The organism is Arsenicibacter rosenii (assembly GCF_001870735.1).
Classification (GTDB): domain Bacteria; phylum Bacteroidota; class Bacteroidia; order Cytophagales; family Spirosomataceae; genus Arsenicibacter; species Arsenicibacter rosenii.
This window is the reverse complement of record NZ_MORL01000028.1, coordinates 55,694-73,874: the sequence shown is the minus strand read 5'-3', so window position 1 is coordinate 73,874 and position 18,181 is coordinate 55,694. Positions and strand designations below refer to the sequence as shown.

General features: G+C 53.0%; 13 protein-coding genes. 3 read left to right on the top strand and 10 right to left on the bottom strand.

Annotated features, from left to right (window positions below):
* The 3 genes from BLX24_RS26620 to BLX24_RS26610 form a co-directional block, all read right to left on the bottom strand.
* Positions 1-2,126 (bottom strand): permease prefix domain 2-containing transporter (locus BLX24_RS26620; RefSeq protein ID WP_083422204.1); only part of this gene is annotated, 2,126 nt, incomplete at its 3' end.
* Positions 2,127-2,205: 79 nt separating this feature from the next.
* Positions 2,206-4,824, bottom strand: a complete 2,619-nt coding sequence (locus tag BLX24_RS26615) for an ABC transporter permease (RefSeq protein WP_218160722.1) — start codon at positions 4,822-4,824, stop codon at positions 2,206-2,208.
* Positions 4,825-5,020: 196 nt separating this feature from the next.
* Entirely contained in the window at positions 5,021-5,386 is a 366-nt protein-coding gene (locus BLX24_RS26610) for a PadR family transcriptional regulator (protein WP_071506271.1), read from the bottom strand.
* A 331-nt stretch (positions 5,387-5,717) separates the two neighbouring features.
* On the opposite strand from BLX24_RS26610, the gene BLX24_RS26605 reads away from it, so the two are divergent.
* Positions 5,718-6,800 (top strand): Gfo/Idh/MocA family protein, encoded by a 1,083-nt coding sequence (locus tag BLX24_RS26605; RefSeq protein ID WP_083422203.1) that lies wholly within the window; start codon positions 5,718-5,720, stop codon positions 6,798-6,800.
* 40 nt (positions 6,801-6,840) lie between these two features.
* Here BLX24_RS26605 and BLX24_RS26600 read toward each other — a convergent pair whose 3' ends face one another.
* Entirely contained in the window at positions 6,841-7,491 is a 651-nt protein-coding gene (locus tag BLX24_RS26600) for an NAD-dependent epimerase/dehydratase family protein (protein ID WP_071506270.1), read from the bottom strand.
* 30 nt (positions 7,492-7,521) lie between these two features.
* Positions 7,522-8,469: a hypothetical protein gene (locus tag BLX24_RS26595; protein WP_071506269.1), complete on the bottom strand. Its 948-nt coding sequence runs from the start codon at positions 8,467-8,469 to the stop codon at positions 7,522-7,524.
* Between the two features lie 144 nt (positions 8,470-8,613).
* Between BLX24_RS26595 and BLX24_RS26590 the strand changes: the two genes are divergently transcribed.
* The gene (locus tag BLX24_RS26590; protein WP_071506268.1) at positions 8,614-9,240 is read left to right on the top strand and encodes a pyridoxamine 5'-phosphate oxidase family protein; all 627 of its coding nucleotides are present in this window, start codon (positions 8,614-8,616) and stop codon (positions 9,238-9,240) included.
* A gap of 41 nt (positions 9,241-9,281) precedes the next feature.
* On the opposite strand, the gene BLX24_RS26585 is transcribed toward BLX24_RS26590, so the two are convergent.
* Positions 9,282-10,637 carry a M56 family metallopeptidase gene (locus tag BLX24_RS26585; protein ID WP_177225932.1) on the bottom strand — a complete coding sequence of 452 codons (1,356 nt, stop codon included), beginning with the start codon at positions 10,635-10,637 and terminating at the stop codon, positions 9,282-9,284.
* Between the two features lie 29 nt (positions 10,638-10,666).
* Positions 10,667-11,038: a BlaI/MecI/CopY family transcriptional regulator gene (locus BLX24_RS26580; RefSeq protein ID WP_071506266.1), complete on the bottom strand. Its 372-nt coding sequence runs from the start codon at positions 11,036-11,038 to the stop codon at positions 10,667-10,669.
* A gap of 255 nt (positions 11,039-11,293) precedes the next feature.
* Between BLX24_RS26580 and BLX24_RS26575 the strand changes: the two genes are divergently transcribed.
* Positions 11,294-13,096, top strand: a complete 1,803-nt coding sequence (locus BLX24_RS26575) for a DUF2610 domain-containing protein (RefSeq protein WP_071506265.1) — start codon at positions 11,294-11,296, stop codon at positions 13,094-13,096.
* A gap of 318 nt (positions 13,097-13,414) precedes the next feature.
* Here BLX24_RS26575 and BLX24_RS26570 read toward each other — a convergent pair whose 3' ends face one another.
* From BLX24_RS26570 to BLX24_RS26560, 3 genes are all read right to left on the bottom strand, one after another.
* Positions 13,415-14,779, bottom strand: a complete 1,365-nt coding sequence (locus BLX24_RS26570) for a tetratricopeptide repeat protein (protein WP_177225931.1) — start codon at positions 14,777-14,779, stop codon at positions 13,415-13,417.
* Positions 14,780-15,097: 318 nt separating this feature from the next.
* Positions 15,098-16,555: a sulfatase family protein gene (locus BLX24_RS26565; RefSeq protein ID WP_071506263.1), complete on the bottom strand. Its 1,458-nt coding sequence runs from the start codon at positions 16,553-16,555 to the stop codon at positions 15,098-15,100.
* Positions 16,556-16,634: 79 nt separating this feature from the next.
* Complete coding sequence (locus BLX24_RS26560; protein WP_083422202.1) at positions 16,635-18,152, bottom strand: arylsulfatase; 1,518 nt, start codon at positions 18,150-18,152, stop codon at positions 16,635-16,637.
* Positions 18,153-18,181: the final 29 nt, after the last annotated feature.

Below are 18,181 nucleotides of genomic sequence, written 5' to 3'. Positions count from 1 at the left end.
AGCTGATCCATCGCCTGCGGCACATCGGTATGCGGCCGGAGCTTCACCATCAGGTAGGCATTCTGCGCTAAAATAGTGCGGTTGGTATCGCTCACAACCGAGAACATAACCGGCGAAACCGGCCCCTGCAGGCCGCTGATGTGAAAGTCAGCGATCACGCCATCGGTTTGCTGGCCTTTGAACGGCGCCGGTTGCTGGAGCGGATTACCCGCAATGCCGGCTTCTTTCATGACCGTCTGGTTAAAGATCGTCAGCTCTTTGCCGATTGCTCCGTTGTCCCAGCTGACCGGTTTATACGCCCATTTGGCTCCCAGCAAGGCAAAAAACTGCTTATCCACCGTCAGCGCGTTGAGCATCACCTGTTTCTTTGTTTTCTCCGTCTGCATAAACCAGGTCGATACGCGGTTGGTAAACAGGGCGGTATTTGACACGGCGACGTTTTCGGGACCTGCCCACTGCCGGATAGCATCGCGTAAGCCGCCAAACTGCGGTTTCATTTCGCTGTCGATCGTGAGGGCCACAATCTGTTCGCGGTTGATCCCCAGGTTACGGGTGCGCAGGTAGCGCATCTGGCTGTACAGTACCAGGCTGCAAATCAGCAAGCCAATGGATGCGGTAAACTGAACGGTCGTAAAAATCTGCCGGACACCGGTACCGCTTTGCCGCCATGTGGTTGCGCCCTTGAGTACCAGCGCGGGCCGGAACCGGGATAGCAGCAGGGCCGGATAACCACCCGCCAGCAACGAACAGCCCAACCACAGCCCAAGCATCAGACCCCAGTAAGGCCCCTGCGTTAGCACACGGTTATCCATGTCCAGGTCAAGGGCATTGTTGGCCCACGGAAACAGCAGTTGCAGCAGCAGCAGCGAAAGGGCAAACGCCATGGTGGTTGTCAGGAATGACTCGGTAAAAAACTGGGCGATAAGCTCGGACCGTTGCCCGCCGATGGCTTTCCGGACGCCTACTTCGCGGGCCCGTTTGGTGGCCCGTGCGGTGGTGAGGCTGATGTAGTTGATCACGGCCAGGGCCAGAATGACCAGCGAAATGGTTAGCAGAATATACAGCGATTGCCGGGTTTCTTTCGAAACGGTCCGGCTGTCGAGGTGCAGGGTAGGCAGCGCTTCCAGCTCGAACTTGCTGGACGCATCCATAAAGTTGAGGCCTTTGTTGACCTTTTCCAGCTTTTTGGCCACCTGCTGTACTCGTACATCCGGCCTCAGAACGAGATACGTACTCAGGAAACCGGCGGCCTTGTAAATATTCTGGTGAAACGCACCCAGCGACGGCATGGAAGCCAGCGAGACCAGGGCTTTAAACCGGATGACAGAGTTGGTCGGCAGATCATCGAGCACGGCCGATACCGTCAGCGGGTAGTGCTTGTCGTAGATGATCGTTTGCCCGACCGGATTGGTATTGCCGAAGTATTTTTCGGCCAGCTGGCGGGTGAGCACAATGCGTCCCGGCGTAGTCAGGGCGGTAGCCGGATCGCCGTACAGGGTTTTGTAGCCGAATGTCGTCAGGGTCGGGCCATCCGCAAAGCCAATACCTTCTTCTTTAAAGGCCTGCCCGTTTTTCTGCTGTAGAATTGCCTCGAAACCGTCAGATATCCGGACCACTTCAGCCACGTCCGGAAGCTGCTTTTTCACCTGCACGCCAAATGATTCGTGAAAGTTCGGAAAACTAACGTCCTGTCCTGCATACTTCGCAAAGGATATGACTCGGTAGGTGCGCCCGGCAAACGGCTCAAACCGGTCATAATGAAATTCGTGCCAGACATACAAGGCAATGAACGTACTCACGGCCAGACCGACCGTCAGCCCCGTGATATTCAACGCACTGAACAGCTGATTTTTCCAGAGCTGCCGGAACGCGATGGTGATATAATTGCGGATCATAGGGAGTTGAAAAGTTGAGTTCGGGAGTTGTTCGGTTTCACGTCGTTTCAGAAAACGGGGCTTCATAAACCCCAGCACATCAAGCCAGTATCGCCGGCGTGCCCGCCGTTCGCCTGACTGCCGGACTTGCCACGCAAATTCTTCGTGCATATCACCCAGCACCTCTTCCCGGCGGTGAGGGGCCAGCAGCAGGCGCAAAAGCCGCTCAGCATATTCAGGAGGTTGGGGCATGTTTAATGGATAATTGAAAATGAATAATGCTTAATAGACAAGGAAGCAGACAATGATACATTGTCCATTAAGCATTCTTTTATTCCGGTCTCAGGGATTTGACGGGGTTCATCAGGGCGGCTTTAATGCTTTGGACACTGATGGTAATCAGGGCAATGCTCAGGGCCAGTAAACCCGACAGGGCAAAAATCCACCATTCAATAGTAATGCGGTAGGCAAACGCTTCCAGCCACTGACTCATGCTGTACCACGCAACCGGTACGGCAATAACAATAGCTATAACAACGAGCTTAACAAAGTCTTTGACTAACAGCTGGATAATGCCTGATATGCTGGAACCCAATACTTTCCGGACGCCGATTTCGCGGGTACGCACCTGTGCCGTATACGTGGCCAGACCAAACAAACCAAGGCAGGAAATCAGAATAGCGATGCCCGCAAAAATGTTGAACAGCAATCCCGTCTGGCGCTCCGATTTATAGAGATTGTCGAAGGATGCATCCAGAAACGTGTAGGTAAAGGCGTAGTCGGCGTTGTACTGCTTATACACGTTTTCGGCCGCAGCAATGGCCTGTTGCGCGTTATTGCTTGTGGTTTTGACGTATAATGACCGCATATCACCTGGCTGGTAGAAGAACACCGCAGGTTCTATTTTCTGGCGCATTGAGGCAAAATGAAAATCCTTTACGACGCCCACAATCGTGCCCCGCCGGTTCCAGAGCCGGAACGATTTACCGATCGGGTTTTTGATACGGGCGCGTTTAACAGCGGTTTCATTCAGAATAAAATGCAGGGAGTCTGCCGGCGTGCCGGCAAAATTCCGGCCCTCAGTAAGCTGCATTTTAAAGAACGGAATAAAGTCCTTGTCGATGGCAACGGGGCGGACAAACATGGTCTCACCTTTTTCCTTGCCATCCCACTCGTTATCACCCGACTGACCTTCGAGCCGGATGATGTTGGCACTCGCCCGTGTTACGGCTGCCACACCCGGCTGGTTGAGCAGGCTGGCTTTTACCGCTTCAAAATGCTTCGCCATATTGTCGCGCATGAAAAGACCAAAGACGTGGGCTTTGTCGTAGCCCAGCTCTTTCGACTGGATGTAGTGCAGTTGATTGCTGATGATAAACGTACTGGCAATGAGAATAACCGAAACCGAAAACTGGACCACAACCAGTATTTTCCGGAACAGCGCCTCACTCACACGGGACGAAATTTTACCCTTCAGGGCCTTCAGCGGGTCGAACGACGACAACAGAATGGCAGGGTAGATGCTGGATGCCAGCAACGTCCCGAAAATGGTGAGCCCTATGAGTTCCCAGATCCGGATATTACTCAGCGTCAGCACTAAGTGTTTGCCGGATAGCTGGTTGAAAACCGGCAGCAGCGCATACATCAGGCTTAGCGCCAGGATAGTTGCAACGAAAAACAGCAATCCGGTTTCGACTACAAACTGCATAAATAACTGTTCGCGCGCGGCACCGACGATTTTCCGCATGCTGACTTCTTTCGAGCGCAGCATGGCGCGGGCCGTCGACAGGTTTACGTAGTTGATGCAGGCAATAGTCAGAATCAGTAAGGCAATGATCCCGAACATCCGTACCGACCCGATTCCGGCTTCGGTACCATCGGCATGATAAAGGTGTATGTCAGGCAGTGGCTGGAGCAGGTACGTCAGGTCGGTATCATCGGGTTTGTTCCGCAGGTGAATGGTCCGCAGTTTATCCGTCAGCGCAGCAACCGACGCATTCGGCTGAAGCAGAAAATATGTGTTGTAGTTGAATTGTGAAAAGTCGTTATGTTGGTTTTTACCGCCGGTATTGGCCTGGTAGGTCCGGGTAAACATCAGCGAAAGCGGCAACATGATATCGGCCTGCATGCTGGAATTTTCCGGCATGTCGCGGATGATACCGCTTACCTTGAAAGCGGTATTTTCGTCGCTCACCAGGACCTTGCCAATCGGGTTTTCATCGCCGAAATAGCGTTTGGCCGTGGTTTCGGTCAGCACAATGGAGTGATCATCGGGAAACGGGCTGGCGGAATTGCCCGCGATCAGCGGAAAGTCAAAGACCGAAAACAAGGTAGGGTCCGTAAACATCGTATTTTCCTCAACAATGCTTTTGTCTTTGTACTTGAAGAGGTTATACATCCCGTTGTACGATGTCCGGACGGCCTCTCTGATGTCGGGCAGTTCTTGCTTACCCATTTCGGCGATGGGTGCCACGGTCGACGTCCAGATTTGGCGGCTGCTGCCCGTACCGGCCCAGTTTTCGAGTTTGTAGATCTGGCTGGCCTGCTGATGAAACCGATCAAAGCTCAGTTCATCCTGTACCCAAAGCAGGATAAGGATGCCAACGGCAAGTCCGATGGTCAGGCCCGACATGTTGATGAGCGAGTAAAAACGGTTCTTTAGCAGGTTGCGCCAGGCCGTCCGGAAATAGTTACGTAACATAGCAGGACTCAGAAAATTTGTTGTTGAAAATACAGTTCGGTTCTCTTCGTGTTCTGGCCGGCGGATGGCCCATGGCTTCAGGAAACCCAGCACATCCAGCCAGTACCGCCAGCGTGCCCGCCGTTTGCCGGCGTTGCGTACCTGCCACGCAAATTCTTCGTGCAGGTCACCAAGCACTTCCTCCCGACGGTGCGGTGCCAGAAACAGGCGCAGGAGCCGGTCAGCGTATTGGGGCGGTTTGTGTTGCATAGGGAATTGATTGCTGCCTATTTGTAGAGACGCAACATCTTGCGTCTCAATTTGCCGGAGTATTTTGCTCAATTTGCCGGAGTATCTTGCGTATCAATTTGCTTCAGTGTTTCGGCTTTCAGTTGATTGCAATATTTTCGGGTTGCCCCGTAGAGACGCAATATTTTGCATCTCAATTGATTACAATATTTTCGGGTTACCCCAGCGGAGACGCAAGCTGTTGCGTCTCTACGGGTTTAACCGGGTGCAGGATGCGGTTCCAGAAGCTGACCCGGACCTCCTGAATATCCTGCAGGGTCAGGCGGCCGTAGCCGGTAACGGAAAACAGACGCTTGCGGCGACCGCCGCGTTCGGCCGTGGGTTCGCCCATTTCTGATTTTACCATGCCTTTTTCTTCGAGCCGTTCGAGGGCCGCGTGAATCTGATTGAGCCGTACCGAACGGCCGGTCTGTTCAATGATCTCGTGGGTAATGGCCACGCCGTAAGCCTGCCTTTCGACTTCCAGTACGGCTACGGTCAGCAGCACAATTTCTTCAAACTCGCCCAGATATGTTCGTTTCATGCCGGAATGATTAACTCTACTTTTGCTGAGCAAATGCTTTGCCATAAACCCCAAAAGCCCGTTTCTACGTCGGAAACGGGCTTTTGACGAAATGGTCAGGCAAAGGTTCTGTCCAGAAACGGACAGAATTACGTCCGCAATGGGACAGGGCATAGCCTTTTACGGCTCTCTGAACGGTATTACCGGACAGGGAACAATGGCCGCAGCCTGCAATCTGAGTGAAGCTGTGAGTGCAGGCTGCGGCTTTCAGGGAACCGAATTGTGTTATGCATTTGGAGTAGAATCCTGTACCCCTTTATTTTGATTCATAAAGCTATTTAAGCCAATATTCATGTCTTCATTAACTACATCGTTGCGGGTACTGGTTGTCGGATGCGGCAACATGGGCTCGTCGCACGCGCAGGCGTACCACTCGCTGGACGGATTTACCATTTGCGGCATCGTTTCGACGGGTAAAAGCAAGGAAGTACTCAACGAAAAGCTGGGCGGGGGCTATCCGCTGTTCACTGATTATGCCGAAGCCCTTGCCGAAACCAAACCCGATGCGGTTTGTATTTCGACCTATCCGGATACACACGAGCCATTTGCCATCATGGCGTTTGAGCAAGGCTGCCATGTATTTATCGAAAAGCCGGTAGCCGATACGGTCGAGGGCGCTGAGCGGGTGGCCGAAGCGGCCCGTAAGGCCAATAAAAAGCTGGTGGTCGGCTATATCCTGCGCCATCATCCGTCGTGGGCGAAATTTGTTGAAGTCGCTCACGATCTGGGCAAACCACTGGTGATGCGGATGAACCTGAATCAACAGAGCCACGGCTTTATGTGGACCGTTCACCGGAACCTGATGAAAAGCCTGAGCCCGATTGTGGACTGTGGGGTGCATTACATCGATATCATGTGCATGATGACGCGCTCAAAGCCGGTGCAGGTCAATGCCATCGGCGCGCGGCTGACCAACGATATTCCGGTTGATAACTATAACTATGGCCAGCTACAGATCCGGTTTGAAGACGGGTCGGTGGGCTGGTATGAAGCCGGCTGGGGGCCGATGATGAGCGAAACGGCATTTTTTGTGAAAGACGTAATCGGGCCACGGGGCTGTGTGTCGATCGTCGCCAAAAATGCCGGTGCCAGCGGAAAATCCGACGACGTTGATTCGCATACCAAAACCGAGTCGCTGCGGGTACACTACGCTGACCTCGACGAAAACGATAATTTCACAAAGGCTGACGAGTGGATTGATATGCAGGATGAGCCTGACCATCAGGAACTCTGCAACCGTGAGCAGCGGTACTTCCAGAAGGCCATTCTGGAAGACATCGACCTGACGGATCACGTACAGGACGCCGTCAACAGCCTGCGCATTGCCTTTGCCTGTGACGAATCGGTCCGGACGGGCCTGCCGGTTTACCTGTAAAAACGGTATGGGCGACCCCATGGGGTCGCCCATTTTATCATTACCCGTGAATGTCCTTTACTTCCAGAATCGGTTTGGGGTATCCGTGCTTCGTTACCGTAAGCATGGCCTGGCCTAATTCAGCAAGGGTGGAGACGGAATTCGGGAAAAACCGGCGCAAAAAAGGATACATCCACGTGATGTATTTGTAATACTTATTAGTGTTTTTCAGACCGGGGGTTGGGTGCATGTAGCCGGGCCTGAACATGTAAGCAGCTTTGAAAGGCAGCTTCATCAGGTCGTTTTCGGTCTTACCTTTGACGCGTGCCCACATCAGCCGCCCTTGTTCAGTGCTATCGGTACTGGCTCCCGACACATAGCAAAAGGTCATATCCGGATTCTGCGGGGCCAGCGTCCGGGCCATGTGCATCGTCAGATCATAGGTCATATGCCGGTATTCTGCTTCGTTCATACCCACCGACGATACACCCAGACAAAAATAGCAGGCATTATACCCGGCCAGTTGCCCGCTGATGGGCGCGAGGTCGAAAAAATCTTTATGGACAATTTCCTTCAGTTTCGGATGGCTGAAGCCGGAGGGGCGGCGGTTGATGATAAGCACACGCTCAACATCGGGGTTTTGCAGGCATTCGTGCAGCACACCTTCGCCGACCATGCCGGTTACACCGGTAATGATAGCGCTGATTTTCATAGGAATAGTGATTAGATGACGAAACGGAACTTACGCTTGTTCCAGAAACCCGCTCAGCCGCGCTAATCGTTCCGTATGGCTGGCCGTAACCTGAATAATTTCTTCCTGAATGGAGGTAAGCACCGGGATCAGCTGGTTTTCAAGGCTCAGGCTGGCCGATTGTGCCTTTTCAATTCGTGACTGCACGGCCCAGTCAGTGAAAATATTGTCGAAAAAAATATCGACAAACCGGGTCATATTGCTGGTCAAGAGCAGGTTGAGCGCAGTCGTCCGGCCAAGGTCAGCGTATTCCTGCTGAAATAATTTCAGCCGGTGATTGACTGCAAATGTCTGATCACGAACCTCGTCCAGTGTCTGGTATTTGGCGTATGATATCAGCGAAGAATTAAGAAAAAGGTCCCAGTTACCTCGGCTGCGGGCTTCGGCGAGCAGTTTGTTTAATCGCAATACTTCATTCAGCAGCATCTTCCCCGCATGCTCTGCTTCAGTCAGTTCGTTCTGTTTCCGGTCAAGACGTTCCACTTCATCCAGTTGCTGTTGATACTGTCGGGCGGTCTCATCGGTACGGCTGGCCATGGCCTGCTGTTTTTGCCGGATCAGGTAATCATAATCGGCGTCAACCGTGCTGAAGGGCGTCAGTTGCTGTTGCAGGTCATGGCAACGGGCACGGGTGGCTTCCAGACCGGCATTGATGCTGTCGAAACGGGCATGTGCCTGTCGGGCCTCGGCTTCTTCTTTCGTGAGCTGTTGTTCTTTCCGGTTCAGAAAGTCGTAATAAAGGCTGGCCCAGCTCAGCCGCTGAAGCCGGTCTACATCGGCTTGCTCCCGTTGCCAGATGTCGTATTGTGCCCTGAGGTCAGTGTCGAGCTGTCGGGCAAGCGCTTCGCTCTGAGCGAGTTGCCGGGCGATGTGATCGCGGGTATTACGTTGGCTGATAACCGCCAGTAGTTGTTCCTGTTGTGCAGCTGTCCAGTGCATATGAGTTAAGAAAAACGATGTAAAACAACGCAAACCGCCGGGACTGCCCATCATAAATCTGACCAGTGGCTGCCCGGAATGCCAGGCGATATGTAGGGGCGCTGAGCGGTATTTTGTACCTTTGTCTAACAACGTTTGTCTGTTATGGAAACGCCTGACCCTTATCTCGTTCAGTCGCTTGAGGCGCTGACGAGCCTGTATGATACCCCGACAGAACGGGTAATCCTGAAGCAACTGGACTATCTGGATGCCTATGGCCGTCAACTGATTGCGGCGTCGCCGCTGATGATGCTGGCCACCACCGGCCCGAACGGTGTCGATTGCTCGCCACGCGGTGATTATCCGGGTTTCGCAGACGTACTGGACGAAAAGACAATTCTGCTGCCCGACCGGCGGGGTAATAACCGGCTGGACAGCCTGAAAAATATTGTGCAGAACCCGGCTGTCGGTCTGCTGTTCTTCTTTCCCGGCCTGTTTGAAACGTTCCGCGTGAACGGGAAAGCGGTGATCAGTACGCAGCCTGAGCTGCTTAACCGGTTTGAATACGAAGGCAAAAAGCCCCGGACAGTGCTGGTGATTACGGTAGAAGAAGCCTTTATGCAGTGTGCCCGTGCGCTGCTGCGGGCCGATGTCTGGAATCCGGATACATTCCTGAAAAAGGGCGACCTGCCCAGCATCGGCACCATCATGCAGGCCCACACAAAAGGCAATGTGGATGCCTGTGAATACGACACCGTCATGCGGCCTGCAATGGGCAAAACACTGTATTAACCGAAACGGGATCGGAATTTACCGGCCCCGTTCTGTCTGCATCATTTTTTTTCGATAGTGAGGTACGGACTATCTTTCCAGTCTTTCAGGTATTTCTGGTAAGCGGCTTCCGTCATGATGTCAAACTGATAGATATAGCCTTGCGGCTGTCGGGCGTTTTTATGGACATAACTGCCCGAAAACGCAACGATGTCTTCGGGTTTATACTTATTCAGCTCACTGTTTTTGATGTGCTTGCCGTCCAGCCAGATACCGAATTTCTTCGGGTTTTTCCAGTCTTCAAACTGTTCCGGTGTGGGGGTTTTCCGTAATTCATAAGGCTGCGGATCAGCAGTTTTAATCAAGTCCTTTTCTTCTTCGGTTAACTGATCGTAAGTTAGAGCAATGTGCGGGCTGTTCTTAGGTCTTATCGCCGAATAATAGCGTCCTTTTTTCAGATTAAGCTCGCTTAACGAAATCACTTCCTGTGGCTTTGTAGTGGTGGCGGGGCTGGTGGCGGTTACGACTTTTGGCGGCGATTTTTGTCCGGTTTTCGGCGTCTGGGCCGTGGTGGTGCTGCTGCCGAGGAAAAGTGTACCGGCAAAGGCCAGCAGGGCGGTGCTGATCAGGGCCGTTTTCTTTAGGGAACCTGTGTGTGTACGCATCATGATAAATCGTTGTTTTGTGGTTTGGACTATGAAATGACTCGTCAGGGCAAGGGGCGGCTGAACGGTTAGTTTACTCAGCAACAGGTGCTGATACTGCGGAATGTCCTGATAGGTGTGGTTTACCCGTTCGTCGGCCAGAAACTCATGGTTGAGTTCAATGGACCGGCGGAGGAAATACACTACCGGATTGAACCAGCCAAAGCAGATTACCAGCTCAAGCAGCAGCCGGTCTAGGGTGTGCCGCTGCCGGACATGAGCCAGTTCGTGGGTCAGTAGCTCGCGTTCGATCTGCATACCCCGATACCCTTCCTGACTGATAAAAATGTAGTGCAGAAAGGTATAGGGCAGTGGCAGGCCCGGTACGAGTACCAGCGTGGCGTCCGGGGTGGCAACCGTCGGATGCAGGCGGGTACTGCGGATCAGCCGGTAGAGGTTATGGCCGAAGCGGAAGAGCAGCAGCCCGGTCACCAGTCCGTAGAGGCTCCACCAAACGGGCTGCCAGTCAAACGGCGCGGGTGTGGCAGGAGACGCGGCCCCCGCTGACCGGAGCACAAACGGCGCGATCTCCGCCGGAATCGGCATCCGGTCTATGGGCAGAGCGTCGGCTACGGGCAGTGTGGCCGGCAATCGGAGTTCAAGGCATGGCGCGATAAAACCGGCGGCCAAGGTACCCAACAGGTAAACCCGCTTGAACCGGTGGAAGTCTTCTTTCTCAAGCAATAGTTTGTAGAAAACCCAGAGTGCAGCCATGCACAGCGTGGAGGTGATCAGGTAGGGAGTCATCCTTTTTTCTTTTCGATCTGTTGGTCAATCAACGCGCGCAATTCTTCAAGCTCCTTCGCACTCATGTCCGTTTCTTTGGTAAAGAACGAAGCGAACTGAGCCGCTGAGTTATTGAAGAAATTCCGGATCAGTCCGTTTACGTGTTTCGCGAAATAAGCCTCGCGGGCAATGACCGGGTAGTACTCCCGCGAGTTGCCGAATTCGCGGTAGGCCACAAAGCCTTTGTCGGTCATGCGTTTCAGCAGCGTCGCCAGGGTGGTGGCGGCCGGCTTCGGCGGATCATAGGCATCCAGCAGATCCTTCATAAATGCTTTCTCCAGGGTCCACAGGTGATTCATCAGTACTTCTTCGGTTGTCGATAGCTTCATTCTACAGATATAGAATTGTTTCTACAAATGTAGAATAAAAAAATAACAATGAAAAATGAATAGAAATTTTGCGGGAAAATTTTGACTGGCAGCCGGTGGGTAGTGATGCTATATAACCTGACTGGCAGATTGATTACGTTAATAAAGACAGGTTGTGCAGAAGTTGTAAAAATAGTATATGGTTGTGGTCAGGAAATTACGCAAATAGGCCAAACATTATTAAGTTTGGCTATCTCTGCAAATCATCATAACATCATGTACTATACCGTCTCTAGGCTGCTTTTACTTACGTTTTCGTTTCCCGGGGTGATATATTCTCCCGTAAATGCCCCGCGCACGCTGACCGCTCAGAAAACTGTTAAATCATCGGTTGTATCCGGTAAAGGGACAGCCGTTATTAACCGGATTTTCCGGGACTCATTACCCTCGCAAAAACAGAGTCTGAGCGCATTGAACGATAGCCTGGTACGAAAATTCGACCAGAAGGTAGAGCAGATACCGATGGTGCGCAGACACCAGTATAAGGAAGTCCGCAAGCAGTTTCAGGTGACAGTCAGCGAATCGGATGATGCCTTTTTTTATTATGCCCTCGGCTATCTGAACGAAAAAGGCTACGGTGGACCGGCAAAGCTTTCGGAGGCGAAGCGGTGGTATAATTACGCGGCGCAGCTGAACGATTCGGCGGCTACCTACAAGCTTATTTCGCTCTACGAGTCCGGTCGTTTACGGATTGATAATCCGGCGGCCGAAGCAGAGCGGCTGCGTAAGAACCTGAACGTTGGCCGGAAGCGGTTTTCGGTAGAGGCCCGGCAGGCAGATGGCCAGAAAGTACTGGTGAACCTGTTTGCGGAAGACCAGCCTGCCGATCCTGCCAACCCGCTGGCCGATGAAGTCCGGCGGCTGAAAGAGGTGCGGAATGTAACGCCGTCGCCGGAAGTAATTGTCAGTTTCAACCAATTATATTCTCTGGCCGCTCAGCGGGGCGTTTCGTTCCTGAATTTTTACAAGACAGCGAATCAGGGAGGGGGCGCTAAACCGGCTGCCACCGAACCCAAACCAGCAGTAGCCACCACGCCAACACCACCGCCGGTGGTAGAACCCAAACCGGCCGTTGCCGAAGCGAAGCCAACACCGCCACCGGTGGTAGAGACTAAACCGGCCGTTGCTGAAGCGAAGCCAACGCCGGCACCGGTGGTAGAGACTAAACCGGCCGTTGCCGAAGCGAAGCCAACGCCGCCACCGGTGGTAGAACCCAAACCGGCCGTTGCCGAAGCGAAGCCAACGCCACCACCGGTGGTAGAAACTAAACCAGCCGTTGCCGAAGCGAAGCCAACGCCGCCACCGGTGGTAGAGACTAAACCGGCCGTTGCCGAAGCGAAGCCAACACCGCCGCCGGTGGTAGAGACTAAACCAACTGTTGTAGAACCAACGCCAACGCCAGTCCCGACTGCCAAACCAAAGGCCACAACCGTTAATTACTCAGCGATGGCATTGGCTGCTATTCAGAAAAATCAGCTGGATAGCCTGAATAGCTGGATGCGGCAGGCAGTGCTCACTAATCTGGAAGTGGATCTGGCAAAGCCGGAACAGGAAAGCAAACGGTTAATCGATTCGTTGCGGGCGGGCAACAGCCAGGCGGGCTTACTGTATTATGCGCTTGGGTACCTGTACGAACATAAATCGAGCGGTAAGAGTTGGGGCAATGCCGAACGCTTTTACCGGTACGCTTTTCAAACGGGATATGCACCGGCTTATTTCCGGCTGATGACCTATTACACCCGCGAAACGATTTCGTCGTCGCAGTCGCAGTGGCTACAGATGAATTATAACGCCAAAATTGAAGCCGTACCGGTTCAGATTGCAGGGCATAACCGGCCTTTAACGCTCTATATCCACGATTTTCCGCAGGATACCAGTAATCCGATTTCCGACGAATGCGAGCGGTTACAGGAAACATTCAACATAACGGTGCCGGCCAAAACTATCCAGCATTACGCCAGCCTGTACCGCCTTGCCCAAACCAACCACAAGTCATTTAAGGAACAGTGCAAACTATGATTACTATGATTACTATGATTACTATGATTTTGTGATTAGTGTGATTTTGTGATTGAACTGCTGAAGGATTGACTAATAAAATGCTGGAGCAGCGGAAGGCAGTGATTGAGTCATTTAGCAAATGACTCAATCGCCTAATCATTCAATCATTGAATCATACTAATCACAGTCCTGTTTAGTGTGATTTTGTGATTGAACTGCTGAAGGATTGACTAATAAAATGCTGGAGCAGCGGAAGGCAGTGATTGAGTCATTTCCTAAATGACTCAATCGCTGCGCCGTTAATCACTTAATCATTGAATCATACTAATCACAGTCCTATTGCGCTTTCTGTTCGCGGTATTCTTTTTCGATGGACTGGATGATGTAGCCGGAGATCCAGCCAATCACACCGCCGCGCGGGAAGATAAATTCTTTGGTTTCGGGACGGCTGCGGCGGCATTCTTCCAGCACACCCCGTAGCATAGTAGCTCCGGCAATAATTTCGTCGCGTTTAAAGACTTTTTCCCGCACTGTTTTAATGTCGGCCTGGGCCTTCCGCATCGCTTCTTCGTTATCCAGTCCGCTCAGATCGGGATTGGTCAGGGCATCGTAGTTCTGGATAGCCATTTCCTGTAGTTTCACGGCATCTTTATACGTAAACTTAACCAGCTGGGTATTAATCTCACGCGGGTGCAGATACGTCACAAGCGCATAGACGATGCCGCCCATCATGTAGATGCGGTTGCGGTTCTGGAATCCGGCTTTCCGACCCATCTCACGCTTCACCACCGACTGCAATTCATCGGTATACACCTGCTGCGCCGACTGGTCAACCGGTTTGCCGCCTTCCTGGACTTTTTTCAGCATCGAAACCGTACCCGGGAAGTCGATGTAGTCAAACGTATTGTCGGCCGTGAAATAACCGCCTTTGGTGTTGCCGCTGCCAATGTCGATGGTGGCGGTTGTCAGCCATTCGCGGCGGGGGATGGTGCCGCGCACCGTTAGTTCGGCCTCCCCGGCGGCGTCGATAAACGGAATGGCGGTTGGCCACGTACTGCCCAGTTCGTCGTGCAGGGCTTTTTCCAGATCGGCCTGTTTGTTGTTTTTCACCAGGGCTGTTTGCAGACCGCTGCTACCGACCACAAAAATCCGGTTTTTCGTCAGCTTGCGGCGGGTCATGAGCGAGTCCAGGAAGATGTGTACGGCCTTGGCGGTTTCGGCGAAAACGGCCGGCGTACATTCGATCGGCGCGGTATTGCGTGTTTCGGATTTAACGATCCGGAACAGCGCATGGCCATCCGTCGAGAATTTCAGCGCAACCACCGACAGTTTCACGCCTTTGGCACCAATGTCGATACCGCCATAGAGTTCTTCGGTTTCTTTCAGACCGCTGAGAATCTGCCGCAGTACTTTCTCACTTACCGTATAGCCGCCTCCCTGGTATAGATCAATGGCCTGATTCAGGTATTGACCAGCCCGCATCATATCATTGCGGTCGCGGGCGAGCAGGCCGAGGTTTTCGTAAACGGCAGCGGTCCAGTAATTGTGTTTTGCGGCTTTGACACCCGTCAGTGCGCGGTTCAGGTATTCATCTGCTTTTTCGTATTGCTGGGCCTCGCGGAGGCTGTTACCGGTTTTGAGGTAACGCAATGATTGCATCAGCGATGCCGGATTACTCTGGCCATACGCAAGCTGTCCCAAACAGCATAGACCGATTAGAAAGGTAAAAAATGATTTCATAAGGTAAGCACTGAGAGATTATGAGATGGGGTTTGCTAAATTTAACGGGAATGTAGTAAGGATTTTTTTTAATAGACATATATGTAAATGTTATTCTATAGCTTTTTTGTTGATGGCCAGCTGAAAATGGTTTATTAGCAGGAAATGACGAACTACGAAGGCAGTAAGAAAATAAGGGGCACGAAGAAAAAAAGAAGGTAACGCATAGATAGTCAGGCAAAGCAAAAGGAGCACAAAGACTGATCTTCGTGCTCCTTTTGCTTTGCTCTTTGTGGCAGACTACTTCGCCACCCGTCCCGGCTCGCGGACGTTGGCGCCGGTGCGCTTCTGTAGGTCATCGCCCAGGTCGGCGCGGGCTTCTTCGGCTACTTTTTCGAGACGGGCCACAATTTCCGGATGCTGCTCACGGACATCATAACGCTCGCCCGGGTCGCGGCGCAGATCAAACAGGCCGGTCGGAAATGCGTGGTTTTCGGTGGTCTGCCCCGGCTTGCCGTCCTGCCCGGGTAAGAAACCTTCGTACGTCCGGCCCGGATGCGCAAACACTAGTTTCCAGTCGCCCTCCCGGACGGCCTCCAGGCTGTTTTTGCGGTAATAATAGTAAAATTTCGTCCGGGGAGTCATGGCATTATCGCCTTTAAGGAGCGCCAGCCAGTCGACCCCATCGATGCGGTTTTTGGGCAGGCGGGCCCCGCAGACTTTGGCTACCGTCGGCAGAATGTCCATCGTCGTCAGGAGCTTGTTGCAGACCCGTCCTGCCGGAACAACGCCCGGCCAGCGGACCAGACACGGAACACGGTGACCGCCTTCAAACGAAGTGCCTTTGCCTTCGCGGAACCCACCCGACGAGCCGGCATGGTCGCCGTAGTTAAGCCACGGCCCGTTATCGCTGATAAAGATCACCAGCGTGTTTTTGTCCAGATTCTGCTTTTTGAGCTCACCCATGATCTGACCGACCGACCAGTCCAGCTCCGTAATGACGTCACCGTATATACCTTTGGCGGTCTTGCCTTTGAAAGTGGGAGAAACCGCTAGCGGAACGTGTGGCAGCGGATGCGGCACGTACAGGAAGAACGGCTTCGATTTATGTTTCCTGATAAAACCCAGTGCCCGTTCGGTAATGGATGCGGTGATTTTACCGGCATCGTTCAGGTCTTTTATCTCGTCCTTTTTGTCATTTCCGTCAATCCAGTGCAGCGGCGGGTAGTTGGCCTGTGCCTGCCACGGATGGAGCGGCCACATATCGTGAGAGTAGGGGACACCGTAATATTCGTCGAAGCCTTGCTGAAGCGGCAGGAACTGCTGGTGGTCGCCGAGGTGCCATTTGCCGAAAATGCCGGTTGTGTATCCGCGCTCTTTCAGCAGTTCGGCCAGTGTTTCTTCGTTGGGGTTAAGGCCCACCGGTGAGTTGGGTCCGAAAGCGCCTGACACCCCCAGCCGGTTGGGGTAACAGCCTGTCATCAGGGCGGCCCGGGAGGCGCTGCACACGGCCTGTGCTACCAGGAAATTGGAAAACCGTGAGCCTTCGGCCGCCATGCGGTCGAGGTTAGGGGTGGTATAGCCGAGTGCGCCGGTAACCGACAAGTCGCCGTAGCCCATGTCGTCCATAAAAAACAGGACCACGTTGGGCGGTGTGGCAGCCGGTTTGCTGATCCAGGCACTGACCGAAAAACCGAGACCGATCAGGGCAAAGGAGCTTAGCAGCAGATGGGATAAACGCCGTGGTAGTATACGCATAGCGGGTTGTACAAGGTTAAAATGCAATGTAAATGTCTGTTGAGCAGCGGGGCTCACCTATAAATGTCCTGAAAAGGGGTTATTTACCACTGGCCGGTGCGATTTTCGGCGAAATTAGTTCCCATTCGTTAATATGGGTCGGGGTATGTTCGCGGGCCACGATGGCGTCAAACTGCCGGAGCAGGTCGGGATGTTGTGCGGCTACATTGGTCGTTTCGCTTACATCATTCGATAGGTCATAGAGTTCCCAGGGCGCTTTCCGGTTGGTCCGCAGATTGGTTTTAACCGCTTTCCAGTTGCCCATCCGGATCGCGAGCTGTCCGCCTTTTTCGGGATATTCCCAGTACAGGAACGGGTGTTTTTTCTGTTTATCCGGCTGCGTGAACAGCGTCGGCAGAAACGAAAGTCCGTCGGTTGCGAAGGGCTGTTTGTGCCCGATCAGTTCGGCGAGGGTAGCCAGCAGGTCATATTGCACCGACACATGGTCGGTTACCTGGCCGGCCTTGATTTTGCCTGGCCAGCGGGCAATCATCGGCTCGCGGATCCCCCCTTCGTATACATCCATTTTCAGGCCGCGCAGGTTGCCGACGCTATTAAAGAATGCCGCTTCGACCCCACCATTAAAGGTAGCGCCGTTGTCGCTCGAAAACATCACCAGCGTATTGTCATCCAGTTCAAGCTCTTTCAGCAACTGCATAATCTGGCCGACTTTTGTATCCATGTACGTGATCATGGCGGCATAGGTAGCCCGCGGGTAAGGCGTAGCCGCATACCCTTGCTGACCCAGATACGGTTTGTCGCCGAATTTGTCAGCGTATTCCTTAACAGCTGCTTCAGGCGCCTGAAGCGAAGCATGAGGTACAGTAAAAGGCAGGTACAGAAAGAAGGGACCGCTTTTTTGTTGCCGGATAAATGCCTGCGCCTTATCCGCCATTTTGTCAATGGCATACTCGTTGCCCCGGTAATAGGCAAAGCCTTCGGGGGTGGCTTTGTCCGGCGTTAATTTCTGATGAACATCGATGAACGGATTGTTGAGCTTTACCGGCTTCCCGTTTTCCCAGAGGTGAGTCGGGTAGTGATTATGGGCCTGTTTCTGGTCGAGGTAGCCGTAAAAATAATCGAACCCCTGGTCGTTGGGGTTGCCGGTTGTGTTGGCCATGCCCATACCCCATTTACCGATACAGGCGGTTTTATAGCCGTTTTGCTGCAACATCCGGCCAATGGTAAACGCGCCGGGATAAAGTGGCATCTGCCCCCCTTCGAGCGAATCGGCAAAACCGCCCATCTCATAATTACCCCGGATGTAGGCGTGGCCGGCGTGTTTGCCCGTCAGGAGCATACAGCGTGCGGGGGCACAGACGGGCATGCTGGAATAGTGCTGTGTGAACCGCATGCCTTCGCGGGCAAGCTGATCCAGATGGGGCGTCCGGATCTTTTGCTGGCCGTAGCACCCTAATTCACCATAGCCCAGATCATCGGCATAGATGTAAATAATATTCGGTTGCCGTGCCTTCGGTACGGGCAGGGTATAGGCGGCCAGCAGCATGGTCAGGCCGGTAAAAAGAATAACGTTGAGTAAACGAAAGCTGGTTTTCATTGGGTTTTCGGGGATAAGATACAGGCTGC